The sequence below is a fragment of the Herbaspirillum sp. alder98 genome, from assembly GCF_020179755.1.
GTDB lineage: Bacteria > Pseudomonadota > Gammaproteobacteria > Burkholderiales > Burkholderiaceae_D > Herbaspirillum.
Window position 1 is genome coordinate 414,886 of the sequence record NZ_JAIUCY010000004.1, and the last position, 12,991, is coordinate 427,876.

16 protein-coding genes are annotated in these 12,991 nt (G+C 61.6%); 8 read left to right on the top strand and 8 right to left on the bottom strand.

Annotation, left to right across the window (positions count from 1 at the left end; genetic code table 11):
* Positions 1-71 precede the first annotated feature (71 nt).
* From LBW87_RS12360 to arsC, 4 genes are all read left to right on the top strand, one after another.
* Positions 72-377 (top strand): hypothetical protein, encoded by a 306-nt coding sequence (locus tag LBW87_RS12360; protein ID WP_265112947.1) that lies wholly within the window; start codon positions 72-74, stop codon positions 375-377.
* Positions 378-455: 78 nt separating this feature from the next.
* The gene (locus LBW87_RS12365; RefSeq protein WP_225201775.1) at positions 456-809 is read left to right on the top strand and encodes a hypothetical protein; all 354 of its coding nucleotides are present in this window, start codon (positions 456-458) and stop codon (positions 807-809) included.
* Positions 810-904: 95 nt separating this feature from the next.
* Complete coding sequence (locus LBW87_RS12370; RefSeq protein WP_225201776.1) at positions 905-1,999, top strand: Fic family protein; 1,095 nt, start codon at positions 905-907, stop codon at positions 1,997-1,999.
* A 46-nt stretch (positions 2,000-2,045) separates the two neighbouring features.
* Entirely contained in the window at positions 2,046-2,468 is a 423-nt protein-coding gene (arsC, locus tag LBW87_RS12375; RefSeq protein ID WP_225201777.1) for an arsenate reductase (glutaredoxin), read from the top strand.
* Here arsC and LBW87_RS12380 read toward each other — a convergent pair.
* Positions 2,458-2,865 carry a VOC family protein gene (locus LBW87_RS12380; RefSeq protein WP_225201778.1) on the bottom strand — a complete coding sequence of 136 codons (408 nt, stop codon included), beginning with the start codon at positions 2,863-2,865 and terminating at the stop codon, positions 2,458-2,460. The two genes, arsC and LBW87_RS12380, sit on opposite strands and share 11 nt — an antisense overlap.
* A 60-nt stretch (positions 2,866-2,925) precedes the next feature.
* Positions 2,926-4,506, bottom strand: a complete 1,581-nt coding sequence (locus LBW87_RS12385) for a methyl-accepting chemotaxis protein (RefSeq protein ID WP_225201779.1) — start codon at positions 4,504-4,506, stop codon at positions 2,926-2,928.
* Positions 4,507-4,838: 332 nt separating this feature from the next.
* Here LBW87_RS12385 and LBW87_RS12390 point away from each other — a divergent pair, with 332 nt between their 5' ends.
* Positions 4,839-5,540, top strand: coding sequence for a hypothetical protein (locus LBW87_RS12390; protein ID WP_225201780.1), 702 nt, complete (start codon positions 4,839-4,841; stop codon positions 5,538-5,540).
* A gap of 65 nt (positions 5,541-5,605) precedes the next feature.
* Here the strand turns inward: LBW87_RS12390 and LBW87_RS12395 are convergent, their stop codons facing one another.
* Positions 5,606-7,060 carry a DHA2 family efflux MFS transporter permease subunit gene (locus LBW87_RS12395; protein WP_225201781.1) on the bottom strand — a complete coding sequence of 485 codons (1,455 nt, stop codon included), beginning with the start codon at positions 7,058-7,060 and terminating at the stop codon, positions 5,606-5,608.
* A gap of 126 nt (positions 7,061-7,186) precedes the next feature.
* On the opposite strand from LBW87_RS12395, the gene LBW87_RS12400 reads away from it, so the two are divergent.
* Complete coding sequence (locus LBW87_RS12400) at positions 7,187-8,143, top strand: LysR family transcriptional regulator (protein ID WP_225201782.1); 957 nt, start codon at positions 7,187-7,189, stop codon at positions 8,141-8,143.
* Positions 8,144-8,146: 3 nt separating this feature from the next.
* Positions 8,147-9,046, top strand: coding sequence for a cupin-like domain-containing protein (locus tag LBW87_RS12405; RefSeq protein WP_225201783.1), 900 nt, complete (start codon positions 8,147-8,149; stop codon positions 9,044-9,046).
* Here LBW87_RS12405 and LBW87_RS12410 read toward each other — a convergent pair.
* Together LBW87_RS12410 and LBW87_RS12415 are read right to left on the bottom strand one after the other, a co-directional pair.
* Positions 9,043-9,807 (bottom strand): SDR family oxidoreductase, encoded by a 765-nt coding sequence (locus LBW87_RS12410; protein WP_225201784.1) that lies wholly within the window; start codon positions 9,805-9,807, stop codon positions 9,043-9,045. The two genes, LBW87_RS12405 and LBW87_RS12410, sit on opposite strands and share 4 nt — an antisense overlap.
* A gap of 19 nt (positions 9,808-9,826) precedes the next feature.
* A complete protein-coding gene (locus tag LBW87_RS12415; RefSeq protein WP_225201785.1) occupies positions 9,827-10,945 on the bottom strand; it encodes a sensor histidine kinase in 1,119 nt (372 codons plus the stop codon).
* 210 nt (positions 10,946-11,155) lie between these two features.
* Here LBW87_RS12415 and LBW87_RS12420 point away from each other — a divergent pair, with 210 nt between their 5' ends.
* The gene (locus LBW87_RS12420) at positions 11,156-11,329 is read left to right on the top strand and encodes a hypothetical protein (RefSeq protein WP_225201786.1); all 174 of its coding nucleotides are present in this window, start codon (positions 11,156-11,158) and stop codon (positions 11,327-11,329) included.
* 7 nt (positions 11,330-11,336) lie between these two features.
* Here LBW87_RS12420 and LBW87_RS12425 read toward each other — a convergent pair whose 3' ends face one another.
* Genes LBW87_RS12425 through LBW87_RS12435 form a run of 3 tightly spaced genes read right to left on the bottom strand, consistent with a single transcriptional unit; the run spans position 11,337 to position 12,950 of the window.
* Positions 11,337-12,074 (bottom strand): LrgB family protein, encoded by a 738-nt coding sequence (locus LBW87_RS12425; RefSeq protein WP_225201787.1) that lies wholly within the window; start codon positions 12,072-12,074, stop codon positions 11,337-11,339.
* 1 nt (position 12,075) lies between these two features.
* Entirely contained in the window at positions 12,076-12,447 is a 372-nt protein-coding gene (locus LBW87_RS12430) for a CidA/LrgA family protein (protein ID WP_225201788.1), read from the bottom strand.
* Between the two features lie 35 nt (positions 12,448-12,482).
* Positions 12,483-12,950, bottom strand: a complete 468-nt coding sequence (locus tag LBW87_RS12435) for an Lrp/AsnC family transcriptional regulator (protein ID WP_225201789.1) — start codon at positions 12,948-12,950, stop codon at positions 12,483-12,485.
* Positions 12,951-12,991 lie beyond the last annotated feature (41 nt).

Consider the following 12,991-nt stretch of genomic DNA (forward strand, 5'->3'; position numbering starts at 1 on the left):
CCGGATCGCATTGTGCTGCCAGCGCCATATTAGAAAATACCAACAATAAAATGGGGGAGCGCGTGAAGAATCTGCGGCGTCTGCTGCTGGCGCTATCGCTGCTGCTCCCTGCTTGCGGCATCAGCGTGGCGGCCAACTATCCCTGTTCGGGAAAGAAAGGCGGCGTTGCCCATTGCGCCGGCGCCGACTTCGTCTGCAATGATGGCTCCATCAGCGCGTCGAAACGGGTCTGCTCAATGAACCAGTCGCAGCAACTGGCCCCGATTGCGCGCGATGAAGAACAATGCAGTTGCCGTGGCCACACGTATTGCACCGGGCCACGCGGCGGCCAGTATTGCCTCGATGACAGTGGGCGAAAAAGTTACCGGCGGCGTTGAGCATCGAGCCGCACGACAGCGAAAGATCCGGTCGGGCCAACCGCCCTTCTTTTACACAACCCGTTTGAAACAACGACGATGAAAAGATACCTTCCGCTCTTGATGGCCATCGTGTCCGGCGCCGCGCATGCGGGCTATTCGGCCACGCTGACGACACCGTCCTACCTGGTGGAGATTCAGGTTCGTTGCGAGGAAGGCGCGGTCACCTGTGACGACGTGTCCTACCAGGGAATCAACCGCAAGACCGGCACCCGCATCAAGCTTCGGGGCAAGACCTTGCATTCCCTGTGCGCAGACGGCGTCACACCGTGCCGCTTCATCGGTTATGCGTTCAACAACAAGGGAGTCACCTATCAGGTGGACGACGACGGGCATCTGCTGGTGATGCAGGGCAAGAAGGTGCTGGTCGATGAGCAGGGAGAGTGGGATTAGGACGAATAGACACTTATTCACCGCAATAAATGCGGAGAATAAGACGGTATGCGGAGATTAATCGCTATAATCTCCGCATATCTTACGGAGATTAAATGTATATCTGGAGCGATGAGGCCTGGCCAGCGTGGCAATACGATCTGGAACGCCTGGCACATCCATTGAGCGAGGTTGCCCTCGCCCAGGGTATTCTGCTCGGTCGCTTGATGGACATCGGCGCCGATCAGCGTGACATGGCAAGCCTGACCGCGCTGACCGAAGATGTCGTCAAGACCAGCGCTATCGAAGGTGAGACGCTCAATGTCGCATCGGTGCGGTCATCGTTGGCGCGTCGACTGGGCGTAGACATCGGCGCATTGACGCCGGCTGACCGCCATATCGATGGGGTGGTCGAGATGATTCTCGATGCTACCCAGAATTTCGACCTTCCCCTCACCCAGGAACGTCTTTTTGGCTGGCATGCTGCGCTGTTCCCGACCGGATACAGTGGTATGCAGCAGATAGATGTGGCCACATGGCGGCAGGCCGAGAATGATCCCATGCAGGTCGTGTCCGGCGCTTATGGAAAACAGAAGGTGCATTTCGAAGCACCGCCGGCAGCTGCATTGCCCGACGAAACCAGGCGTTTCCTGAACTGGATAAATCATGACGAAACCCATCCGCCGCTGATCAAGGCCGGACTCGGCCATCTGTGGTTCGTCACGCTGCATCCATTTGACGATGGCAATGGCCGGATCGCACGCGCCATCGGCGACTATCTGCTATCGAAGGCCGATCGAAGCCGGCAACGTTTCTACAGCGTCTCGGCACAGATCCAGCGCGAGCGCAATGCCTACTACGACCAATTGGAACGGACCCAGAAGGGGACATTGGACGTAACAGGCTGGCTGGCATGGTTCCTGGAAACATTGAAGCACGCGTTCGAGCAGACCAGCTTCACGCTCAATGATGTCATCGCAAAAGCCAGGTTCTGGCAAACGTGGCGGCAGGCACCGTTGAACGAGCGCCAGACAAGAATGCTCAACAAATTGCTGGACGGCTTCGATGGCAAATTGACCAGCACCAAATGGGGCCAGATTGCCAAGTGCTCGCCCGATACCGCCTTGCGCGATATCAACGAGCTGATTGCATTGGGGATACTGAAACGTACTGAAGGCGGCGGGCGCAGCACGTCGTATGTGCTTGCGTGATCCCTTCTGGGCCAATGACGAACGACTCGATGTCGAGGGAGCATCCATGACCACCATCTACCACAACCCCGCCTGCGGGACTTCGCGCAACACCCTGGCGCTGATCCGCAACAGCGGCGACGAACCCACCGTGATCGACTATCTCGCGCACCCGCCCTCGCGTGAAACGCTGGTGCGACTGATCAACGATGCCGGCCTGAGCGTACGCGAGGCGCTGCGCCAGAAGGGCACGCCCTATGCCGAACTGGCGCTCGACGATCCGGCGCTGACGGACGAACAGTTGCTGGATGCCATGCTGGCGCATCCAATCCTGATCAACCGACCGTTCGTGGTGACCGTCAAGGGCGTGCGGCTATGCCGGCCGTCAGAACTTGTGCTGGATATCCTGCCGTCGCCGCAACAGGGTGCCTTCATCAAGGAAGACGGGGAGCAGGTGATCGACGCCAATGGCCGCAGGATCAATCCCTGATTGTTTGCCCTTCGTACAGCTCCAGCGGCAAGCCATCGGGATCGGCCAGGAAGGTAAATCGTTTCTGCGTGAATTCGTCGATGCGCACCGGTTCGACCGCCACCCCTTGCGCTTCCAGCCAGGCCTTGGCCGCCATCACATCGTCGACCACGAAGGCCAGGTGCCGCAAACCCGCCGCTTCAGGCCGGGACGGCCGTGGCGGCGGGGATGAGAAAGAAAACAACTCGATCTGTCCGCCGTCCGGCAGGGCCAGGTCGAGTTTGTAGGAATCACGTTCGGCACGGTAGTTCTCTGCCACCACGCGCAATCCCAGCAGGTCGACATAGAAGGCCTTGGAGACCTGATAGTCGGAGCAGATGATGGCGACGTGATGAACGCGGTGCAAGGACAAGGTCATGGAAGCGTCGGCGGTTGGATACGACGCTCCATTATGCGCTACGCCATTGATGCCTGATGCTTAACCGCGCCGGGCGTTGCGCACGGCCTGGTCATTGAGCTTGAACACGCCCACCACTTCCGACAGGTTGCGCGCCTGTTCCTGCATCGATTGCGCTGCCGCTGCGGCCTCTTCGACCAGCGCCGCATTCTGCTGGGTCACTTCATCCATCTGGGCCACGGCGCGGTTGATCTCGTCGATACCAACGCTCTGCTCCTGGCTGGCAGCCGAGATCTCGGCCACGATATCGGTCACGCGCCGCACACTCGACACCACCTCGGTCATCGTCGCGCCAGCGGTCTCGACCAGCGTGGTGCCGGCCCCGACCTTGGTCACCGAGTCGTCGATCAGGACCTTGATTTCCTTGGCCGCCGACGCCGAGCGTTGCGCCAGCGAGCGCACTTCCGAGGCCACCACCGCAAAGCCCCGGCCCTGTTCACCGGCGCGCGCGGCTTCGACCGCCGCATTCAATGCCAGGATGTTGGTCTGGAAAGCGATGCCATCGATGACGCTGATGATCTCGACGATCTTGGTCGATGCCTCATTGATCGAGGACATGGTGGCGACCACCTGGCCGACCACGTTGCCCCCTTCTTCGGCGACCTGCGAGGCGTTGACCGCCAACTGGTTGGCCTGGCGGGCGTTGTCCGAATTCTGCTTCACGGTGGAGGTCAGTTCTTCGAGCGCCGAAGCGGTCTCTTCCAGCGAACTGGCCTGTTCTTCGGTACGGCTGGAAAGATCGAGGTTGCCGGTAGCAATCTGGGTCGACGCGGTGGCGATGGTGTCGGTGCCGCTGCGCACTTGCCCCACCACCCCCAGCAAGCTGTCGTTCATGGCCTTCAGGGAATGCATCAACTGACCGGTTTCGTCATTGCTCTCGGCCTGGATATCGGCGGTCAGGTCGCCCTGCGCCACCCGCTGGGCGACCGCCACGGCTGCCGTCAGCGGCGCGGCGATGATGCGTGCGACATACATCGCCAACGCCAGACCAATAAGCAACGCGGCCACCAGCATGGAGATGATCCACACACGCCCACTCTTGAACGTGGCATCGGCGCCATTGGTGGCGGCGTCGCTGCCCTCGCTGTTGATCTTGACCAGCTTGTCCATGTTGGCCAGCAACTCGGGGTAGAACTTGTTGGAGCTGCCCAGGAACAGCGCACGCCCCTCTGCGGTATTGCCCGCCAGGAAGGCGTTCATGATCTTGTCGTGCTCCACCAGGAAATTGGCGACGCCGCTTTTCAGTGCCGGATAGATCTCTTTTTCGGCCGGGGCGGTCATCTCGCCCTCATAAGCCTTGAGCGTCTTGCCCAGTTGGTCTAACACCACCTGCGAGCGCTTGAGAAGAGCCGCCTTGGCCTCTGCATCGCCCTCGTAGATCGCCATCTGCGATTCGAAGCCGCGCACCCGCGCCAGCAACAACTTCAGTTCGGCCAGCGTGCGGATGGTCGGCATCCAATCGGTGGTGATCTCGGTCGAGGCCCGGTTCACCTTTTCGAGTTGCGTAATCGAGAAGATGCCGAGAATGGCCATGAGCGACAGCACGCAGACAAAAGAAACCAGCAGTTTCTTGGCGATTTTAAGATTGCGAAACCATTTCATAACATTTCCCGGGGGCAAATATGCGCGATACGCGTGACTGATGAGCGCATTGTCGCTGCGGCCCGGCACGATCAAATACACAAACAGATCGTTGTTTTGGGGTCATTGATGCTGAAAGGAATCGTGCCAAATCTCAATCACTTAATAAATGCATCATTTTCTTGTTTTGCGGGATGACTAAATAAATTGTCATTGGGCAAATGAACTAATGCATTACTGCTATGTCTTTGACAAGCTGGCATCTTCACAAAAAATTACATTTCCCTCCAGCGCGCCCTATGAGATCGGGCGATTTCTGTTACTTCCACTACGTAACTTCAACATAAGAAACCATGAAAAAATTTCTTGTTCCAGCTGCCCTCCTGTTTTGCATGGGGCCGGCCCTGGCTGCCAATGACATCGCCGGCGTCGCCATCGGAAGCTCGTTCAATGATCAGCGGGCAAAGATCGCGCAAATCAATCCTGCCTACAAGCTGACCGATATCAAGCTCACCTCTGGCAAGACTGCCGGCGTGAATGCCCAGGCCGAAAGCAACGGCCGCGTGGTCGACCAGTTCATCGCGCTGCAGGATGACGCGGGGGTAATCTGGTTTGTCGGTCGCGCCCAGGCGCTGGAAAAAGGCGCCCGCATCAAGCCGGACGTGCTGGTCAATTCGATGGTCGAGAAGTACGGCACCTACACCGAACTGTCGATCGGCAGCGGCGGCCCCACCTGGCAGTTCGACCGCCAGGGCAAGCGTTATCAGGGTGGCGCCGCGCACGGCCCCTGCGGCAACACCGTGGGTGGCTCCGCGCCCATGGGCAAGGTCATTGCATCCCCCATCCTGGTGCCCCAGTCCTTCTCGCCCAAATGTGGCATCGAGATCCTGACATGGGCACAACAGAACGACGGCATGGTGGCATCGTTCTCGGTGCAGATCGCCGATGCCAAGCGCATGTACGACCAGATCAACAAGCAGACCAATGCCGAAGAGGCGGCCCGTCAGAAGGCCATGGAAGCTGAAGGCGCCAAGGGTAACAAGCCCAAGTTGTAAGATCCAGATGATGCCGCTCGCCGCACCGCGAGCGGCATTTCTACATTAAGCAGCGTGGGCGGGCATTAGAGCGCGGCACTGCGCGCCTTCCCGATACGCTTATAACTTACCCCGGCCGCCATGACGATCGCCGCGACGGCCACCCACAGCGCCAGGCGGATAGCCTGCGCATCCTCGGCCGCATTCATCTGCGCGTCGCCGTGCGCCAGCGCACTTGCCGTAGACACGGCCAGCACCACGCCTAACAACGCCGCCCCCAGGCACTGACCGAACGTGCGCATGATGGCCAGCACGCCCGAGGCATGGCCGTTGTACTGGCGCGCCACGTTGGAGAGCATCTCGCGGTTGTTGGGGCTTTGAAAAAAACCGAAGCCCATACCGCACACCAGGGTGCGCCACGCAATATCCCACGCCTGCCCCTGGTCGGGCAGCAAGGCCAGCAGCGCCAGGCCGACGGCAAACAATGCCAGGCCCAGGGTCGACAGGATCGCCGGCGAGTGACGGTCGGCCAACCGGCCGGCGGTCGACGCCACCAGGACAATGCCGATCGGCCACGGCGTAAATAACGCCGCCGACTGGAAGGCGCTGTAGCCGTAGGCATTCTGGAACAGGAACGGCAAGGCCACGAAGGCGATCCCCTGCCCCACGAAGGACGCCAGCGAAGTCAGCGCCGCCAGCGAAAATCGGCCCGACGCAAACATCGCCAACGGCAGCAGCGGATCGGCGGCGCGACGCTGGCCCCGGACGAAGGCGATGCCGGCGATGAGGGCGGCAAGTCCGTAAGCACCGGCGGTCAATGCGGCGTCCTGCACATGGCCTTTTTCGGCCAGGCCGGCACAGGCGTCGGCCGCCATGATCAACGCCCCCATGGCGATGGCCGACAAGATGGCGCCGGCCGTGTCGAAACGTCCCTGCGCGGGCTTGCGGGTATCAGGAATCGCGCTCATCGACAGCCACACCGCGCCCATGCCCAGCGGCACATTGATCGCGAAGATCCATTGCCAACCCAGCACCGCCAGCAGCGTGCCGCCCAGCGCCGGGCCAATCGCCGTGCTGGCCGCAACCAGCACGGCGTTCAGGCCGAGAATCCGGCCCAGCAGGCGGTTGGGAAAGACGGTGCGATGAATCGCCGGCGCAATGCTGAGCATCGCCGCCCCGCCCACCCCCTGCAGCACCCGCATGCCGATCAGCATCGAGATCGACGACGACAGCGCACACCCCAGCGAGGCCAGCGTGAATAGCGCCAGTCCGGCGCTGAACTGCGCGCGAAACCCGACCCGGCTCGATAACGACGCGAACATCGCCAAAGTCATCGCAACGGCTAACAGATAACCGTTGGCGACCCAGATGGCGTCGCCGGCGGAAGCATTCAACGCCACGCTGATCTGGGGTAGCGCCACGTTGACGATGGTGCCGTCGAACACGGCCATGGTGGTCGCCAGCATCACGGCGATCATGACGCGGCGGCGCTCGGCGCCGGGCAGGCCTTCGTCCGAGGGCTGGTCTGAAAATAATTCCATTTAGGCGTCCTTGGGTTCTTTGCCCTCACTATAACCAGTCGCCAGACAAGGCGGAAGACGCATGGTTTGCATTTGATTAGTGCACCCAACGCCTTATCTTTGCCCGTCGCATGTTAGGATCCGGCCATGTCCGATCCCGACTTGAACCTGCTCATTGCGTTAGACGCGCTGATTGCCGAAGCCAGCGTGGCCGGAGCCGCGCGCCGGCTCGGACTGAGCGCGTCGGCCATGAGCCGCACGCTGACCCGGCTGCGCACGCTGACCGGCGATCCGCTGCTGGTGCGCGCCGGACGTCGCATGGTGCTGACGCCCTGCGCCGAGGCCTTGCGCGAACGTGCCACCAATGTCGTCCATGAGGCCAGGTCGGTGCTACGGCCCACGTCACCGGCGCCGGATATCTCGACCCTCAAGCGCACTTTCACCATTCGCGCCAATGATGGCTTTGTAGAAGCCTTCGGCGCGGCGCTGATCGATGCCATCACTTCGGTGGCGCCGTCGATCACGCTGTGCTTTGCGCCAAAGATCGAAAAGAGCCCGCTGCCCTTGCGCGACGGCAGCGCCGATCTCGAGATCGGTGTGTTAAGCGGCATGGGGCCGGAGGTGCGGGTGCAGGCACTGTTTCGGGATCGCTTCGTGGGCGTGGTGCGGCGCGGACATCCACTTGAAAAACTGCGCACGGTGAGCGCGGCGCGCTATGCCGCCTGCGGCCATGTCGTTACATCACGCCGGGGTCGCAGCACCGGCCCGGTCGATGTCGCGCTGGAGGCGATGGGGCTGACGCGCAAGATCGTCGCCATCGTACCCAGTTTTCCGGCGGCGCTGGCGGTGGTGCGCTCATCCGATCTGGTCGCCCTGGTGCCGGCATCGTACTTGCGGCCAGTGCGCGGCAACAAACCGTCTGCGCGACATGACGCCACGTTTGCCTTCGAGCTGCCGGTCAGGACCGAGCCGATCACGATCTCGCAGATGTGGCACCCGCGGCTGGAACTTGATCCCGCCCATCGATGGCTGCGCGAGCAGATGCGACTGGCCTGCAGCCGTCTGGCGCCGGATGAAAACGGCGCCGCATCATCAATCGACTGAACCATGGAAAAACCGCTGCCGCCCCAACCTCGGGCCGCCCGATTGTCCCCTGAAGAAGAGCGCCTCAAAGAGCTGGCAAGACAGCAACGCGATGCCCAGGCACGTGGCGTCACGTCCATCGATGCCATGCGCGAAGCGATCAAACGCAGCGCCCGCGCGCTCGATGCGCCGACCACGATTGCCCGCCTGCGCGCGCCCGATGCGGCAAGCTTTGCCGCACGCGCGGCCCAGGGCCTGCCGTTCATCATGACCGGACTGGTCGGCAAGTGGCCGCTGTCGACGCTGACGCCGCGCGATCTGCAAGAGCGCTTTGGCGAGGTGCCGGTGCGGGCCCGGGTGGGTGACTATATCAATACCGCATTCGCGCCCGACCGGGCGATGCAGGACATGCCGCTCAAGGCTTATCTGGAACTGGTGGAGGAACACGACGCCGGCCTGCCGCCGTATGTGGGCAACCTCGAACTGCGTCCGTTGAATGCGCTGTGCCACTGGCCAGGTTATTTCAGGAAGATGGGGCCAGCGCGCTTCTGGATCGGTCCTGCCGGCACCGTGACGCCGCTGCATTGCGACTACGACGACAACATCTTCGCCCAGATCTGGGGCAGCAAGCGCATCATTCTGTCGCCGCCGCATCACCATGACCTGCTGTATCCGACACAAGCCAATGGCTTGCTGTTCGGCTCGCCCTTCGATCCCGAAAAGCCGGACTTCGAGCGGTTTCCCCTGGCGCGCCAGGCGCTGATGATCGAGTGCATCGTGGCCGCCGGAGAAATGCTGTACGTGCCGGCCGGCTGGTATCACCAGGTCCGCTCGCTGACGTTTTCGCTGTCGGCCAATCGCTGGGCCAGGGGCGTACCGCTGGCGCTCGGCGCCGACCATGCAGCCGTCGCCCGCGGGTCTTAACCGCGTCCCACGAATGGCATGCTGCTGGCCATGACCGTCAGGTTCAGCACATTGGCGCTGAGCGGCAGCGACGCCATGTAGCGCACAGCGTCGGCCACGTGCCCGACATCCATCATCGGCTCCGGCGCGGTGGTGCCATTGGCCTGCAGCACCCCCTTGGTCATGCGTTCCGAAAGCGAGGTCAGCGCATTGCCGATATCGACCTGGCTGCACACGATGTTATAGGCGCGACCATCAAGAGCGATGCTCTTGGTCAGGCCGGTAATCGCATGTTTGCTGGCGGTATAGGCAGAACTGAGCGGACGCGGCGTGTGTGCCGACACCGATCCGTTGTTGATGATGCGCCCACCCTGTGGCGACTGGTGGCGCATCAGGCCGAAGGCGCCACGGGCGCACAGAAACGCGCCGGTGAGATTGGTGTCGATCACGTTCTTCCATTGCTCGATGCCCAGTTCGTCGAACGGCACCGCCGGGGCATTGACACCGGCATTGTTGAACAACAGGTCTAGCCGGCCAAACGTTTCGGTGATCTGCTGGAACAACGCCGCGACGCTGTCGGCATCCCGGATATCGACAGAAATGGCCGCGGCCTTCTGACCGGCGGCATGGGCCGCAGCCACGGCCTGCTCCAGCGGCGCGATACGGCGACCGGCCAGCACCACGGTAAAACCATCGGCCAGCAGTGCCTGGGCCACGGCCAGGCCGACGCCACTGCCGGCGCCGGTGACCAGGGCAATTCTTGATGCAACGGATTGATTCATGGACATTCCTTCTATCTGATCACAGCACCGGAGTGCTGACAAAAGGCCGGGCATCTGCCGGCACGTCGATGGCGAAACTGGTTCCTTTTTCGGCGCTGCTCTCAGCCGAGATGCTGCCGCCATGGCTTTCGGCGACGTTGCGCACGTAGGGCAGGCCCAGCCCCCAGCCGATGGTCGACTGATCCTTGCCCTGCCCGGCGCGCTCGAACACCTTGAAGATCGACTCGATGTCGGCCACCGGAATCACCGGCCCCTCGTTATGCACGGTCAGCCGGGCGCGCCCGCGCCCATCGCTCAGGGTGATGGTGATGGGACTGTCGCGGTCGCCATACTTGACGGCATTGCCGATCAGGTTTTCGAGCGCACGCCGGATCGGCTCGAAGCCCCAGCAGCCCTTGATCGATTCGCCGATGTAGACAAACCTGTTGTCGTGGATCTCGCTTGCTTGCTGGATCACCTCATGCACCAGGTCCTGCATGTCGAATTCGATCAGTTCCAGGTGCAGTCGCTCGCCCGCCTCGAACACCACGTTATCGAGCAGGTCTTCGATCATCCGGTTCATGCGCAGGCTGTTGGATTCGATGCGCGCGGCCAGCGTCCGGATATGCTCGGGATCGGTGGCACGACCGATCATCTGGGCCGCAATGTGGCAGGCGCTCAGGGGATTGCGCAAATCGTGGGCGACGGTGGCCACGAAGCGCTCGCGAAACACGGCCTGCACCATCGCAAAACCATTGGCCGCCTCTGAAATGGACAAGTCGATCATGCCGTTGAAGATGCGTCCCTCGGCATTGCTGAGCACGACCTCATGCGTCTCGAGCACATCGACGATGACGGTACGCAACAGTTGGTACTCTTTGATCAGCGCGGCCACGTTATAGGCGGTGATGCGCGCACGTTCATTGCCGTGCTCGGCGCCGACCGAGCGCGTCAGTCCGATATAGGCCGACAGCGAATTGGCTTCGATGGCATCCGAGATACCTCGGTAGAGCGTGGGCAGGGAATCGGTCAGTATCGGTTCGCTCAATGCCGCGGCTTGCTTGACCTGGCTTCGCACTCGCGTCTGCCATTCGGAAAAGACCTGGCTGGAAAGGGCGCGCATCTTTTCTGCGGTGGAAGGCTGCGTGAGGGGAGGCATTGAGGATTCGAGTTTAGAAAAGTCTATTGAGCCGGGTTGACCGAGCCAGCAGCGGCGCTGGGTGTGCACGATGTTACCGCACTATGCTGCAATGCCGCCGAGGGCGCTTGTCGTCGCTTGGACCACACCTCATCAGGAGTTGCGCCGACATCTGTCAGCGGCGATGTCGCGCAACATGGCGTTTTCTCATGACTTGCAGAGGATCGCACCATGGACATTACCCGACCTCATTTGAAGCCAGCGCCACAACCAACGGCCAAACGCCCGCACAAGGACCTGCAACAGCAGGCTGGCGTGACCCGCCAGCGCAACAACGCCAGCGACGATGCCGACCGTGACCGGCTGCGCCAGTCCCAGGCCGACCGCCAAAGCGATGCGATCTGAATCCGGTTTACCCCAGCGCCTTGAGGAAGATCGGCAACATCATCGGCACCAGTACCGCCGTAAAAATACCATTGAGTCCCATGCCGAGCCCGGCGAAGGCGCCCATCTCGGCGCTGACCTGGAGCGCCCGCGCAGTGCCGATTCCATGTGACGCGACACCGAGCGCAAAGCCGCGCACGGCATGGCTTTCGATGCGCAGGAAATTGAGGATGAACTTGGCCGACACGGCGCCCAGTATGCCGGTGCAGATCACCATCACCGCCGTCAACGACGGCAGGCCGCCGAAGCGTTCGGCGATGGCCATGGCAATCGGCGTGGTCGCCGATTTGGGCGCCATCGACACCATGATTTCGCGCGACGCGCCCAGCCACCACGCAATACCGACTGCCGCCACGATGGCGGTGAGTGAGCCGGCGGCCAGGCCGAGCAGCAAGGGCCAGACCGCGCGCCGAAAATTGTTCCACTGCCTGAACAACGGCAAGGCCAATGCAACGGTGGCCGGCCCCAGCATGAAATGAACGAATTGCGCGCCTTCGAAGTAGGTCTTGTACGAGGTGCGCGTGAGGGTCAGTATCGCCACCACGATCACGATGGCGATCAAGACCGGGTTGGCGGCGGGGTGATACTTGCAGCGCCGGTAAAGATGCAACGCCACCAGGTACGCCGCCAGGGTCATGGTCAGGCCCAGCAGGGGCGAAGCCGCCAGGTAGACCCAGACTTCGCTGATGCGATCGAGCTGCCCCATGTTATTGGCCCTCCGACGGCGCTTGCGATCGCCGCTGCAGCTTGAGCGCCCAGTTGGTCACCAGCGCACCGACCGCAATGGCCAGCACCGTGCTGACCACCAGTGCGATCAGGATCGCCGCATAGTCGCCTTGCAACTGGGACGCCGCCGCCATCACGCCCACCCCGGCCGGCACGAACAGCAGCGACAGGTGCTGCAGGATGCCCCAGGAGGTTTTTTCCACCACGTCGGCCAGGCGCGGATATAACAGCAACGACACCAGCAGCAACAGCATGCCGATCACCGGCCCCGGCACCGTCAGACCCAGCAAGTGCGCAACGCCCTCGCCCAGGCACTGGAAGATCAACAGAATGGCCAACGCCGTCAGATTCATTTCAACCTCTATCTCTAATCAATTCATCAGCGGCGCTACAAGGGCAGCGCCGTCTCGTACTTCACTTCACGCAGCGCCACGCTGGTGTTGACCTGCGACACGCCATTGAGCTTGACCAGCACGTTGTGCAGAAAGTCATGGTAAGCCTCCATGTCGGGCACGATCACCTTGACCAGGTAATCGGCATTGCCGGTGGTTTCATAACACTCCACCACTTCCGGACGCAGCCGCATGGTTTCCTCGAAATTGTCGACCACGCCCTCGGCATGACGCGCCAGCGAGATATGCGCCAGGCAGCATACCGACAGCCCCAGTTTGCGCCGGTCGACCAGCGCGGTGTAGCGCACGATGTAGCCGTTGTCCTCCAGTTCCTTCTGCCGACGCCAGCACGGGCTGGCCGACATGCCGACTTTTTCGGCCAGCTCATTGGACGAAATACGACCGTTTATTTGCAATTCAGCAAGGATTTTGTGCGATGCAGAATCCAGCGGTGTGTTTTTCATTTTGTCTCCGTGTTTTAGAAATGTTTTTTCTATTCTAGTGA

What these genes read in the sequence shown, in the direction of transcription:
- LBW87_RS12380 (WP_225201778.1), bottom strand. Translation starts at nt 2,865, where the DNA reads ATGACCTTGTCCTTGCACCGCGTTCATCACGTCGCCATCATCTGCTCC.
- LBW87_RS12415 (WP_225201785.1), bottom strand. Translation starts at nt 10,945, where the DNA reads ATGCCTCCCCTCACGCAGCCTTCCACCGCAGAAAAGATGCGCGCCCTT.
- LBW87_RS12420 (WP_225201786.1), top strand. Translation starts at nt 11,156, where the DNA reads ATGGACATTACCCGACCTCATTTGAAGCCAGCGCCACAACCAACGGCC.
- LBW87_RS12390 (WP_225201780.1), top strand. Translation starts at nt 4,839, where the DNA reads ATGAAAAAATTTCTTGTTCCAGCTGCCCTCCTGTTTTGCATGGGGCCG.
- LBW87_RS12430 (WP_225201788.1), bottom strand. Translation starts at nt 12,447, where the DNA reads ATGAATCTGACGGCGTTGGCCATTCTGTTGATCTTCCAGTGCCTGGGC.
- LBW87_RS12385 (WP_225201779.1), bottom strand. Translation starts at nt 4,506, where the DNA reads ATGAAATGGTTTCGCAATCTTAAAATCGCCAAGAAACTGCTGGTTTCT.
- LBW87_RS12435 (WP_225201789.1), bottom strand. Translation starts at nt 12,950, where the DNA reads ATGAAAAACACACCGCTGGATTCTGCATCGCACAAAATCCTTGCTGAA.
- LBW87_RS12425 (WP_225201787.1), bottom strand. Translation starts at nt 12,074, where the DNA reads ATGGGGCAGCTCGATCGCATCAGCGAAGTCTGGGTCTACCTGGCGGCT.
- LBW87_RS12410 (WP_225201784.1), bottom strand. Translation starts at nt 9,807, where the DNA reads ATGAATCAATCCGTTGCATCAAGAATTGCCCTGGTCACCGGCGCCGGC.
- LBW87_RS12405 (WP_225201783.1), top strand. Translation starts at nt 8,147, where the DNA reads ATGGAAAAACCGCTGCCGCCCCAACCTCGGGCCGCCCGATTGTCCCCT.
- LBW87_RS12395 (WP_225201781.1), bottom strand. Translation starts at nt 7,060, where the DNA reads ATGGAATTATTTTCAGACCAGCCCTCGGACGAAGGCCTGCCCGGCGCC.
- LBW87_RS12365 (WP_225201775.1), top strand. Translation starts at nt 456, where the DNA reads ATGAAAAGATACCTTCCGCTCTTGATGGCCATCGTGTCCGGCGCCGCG.
- LBW87_RS12400 (WP_225201782.1), top strand. Translation starts at nt 7,187, where the DNA reads ATGTCCGATCCCGACTTGAACCTGCTCATTGCGTTAGACGCGCTGATT.
- arsC (WP_225201777.1), top strand. Translation starts at nt 2,046, where the DNA reads ATGACCACCATCTACCACAACCCCGCCTGCGGGACTTCGCGCAACACC.
- LBW87_RS12370 (WP_225201776.1), top strand. Translation starts at nt 905, where the DNA reads ATGTATATCTGGAGCGATGAGGCCTGGCCAGCGTGGCAATACGATCTG.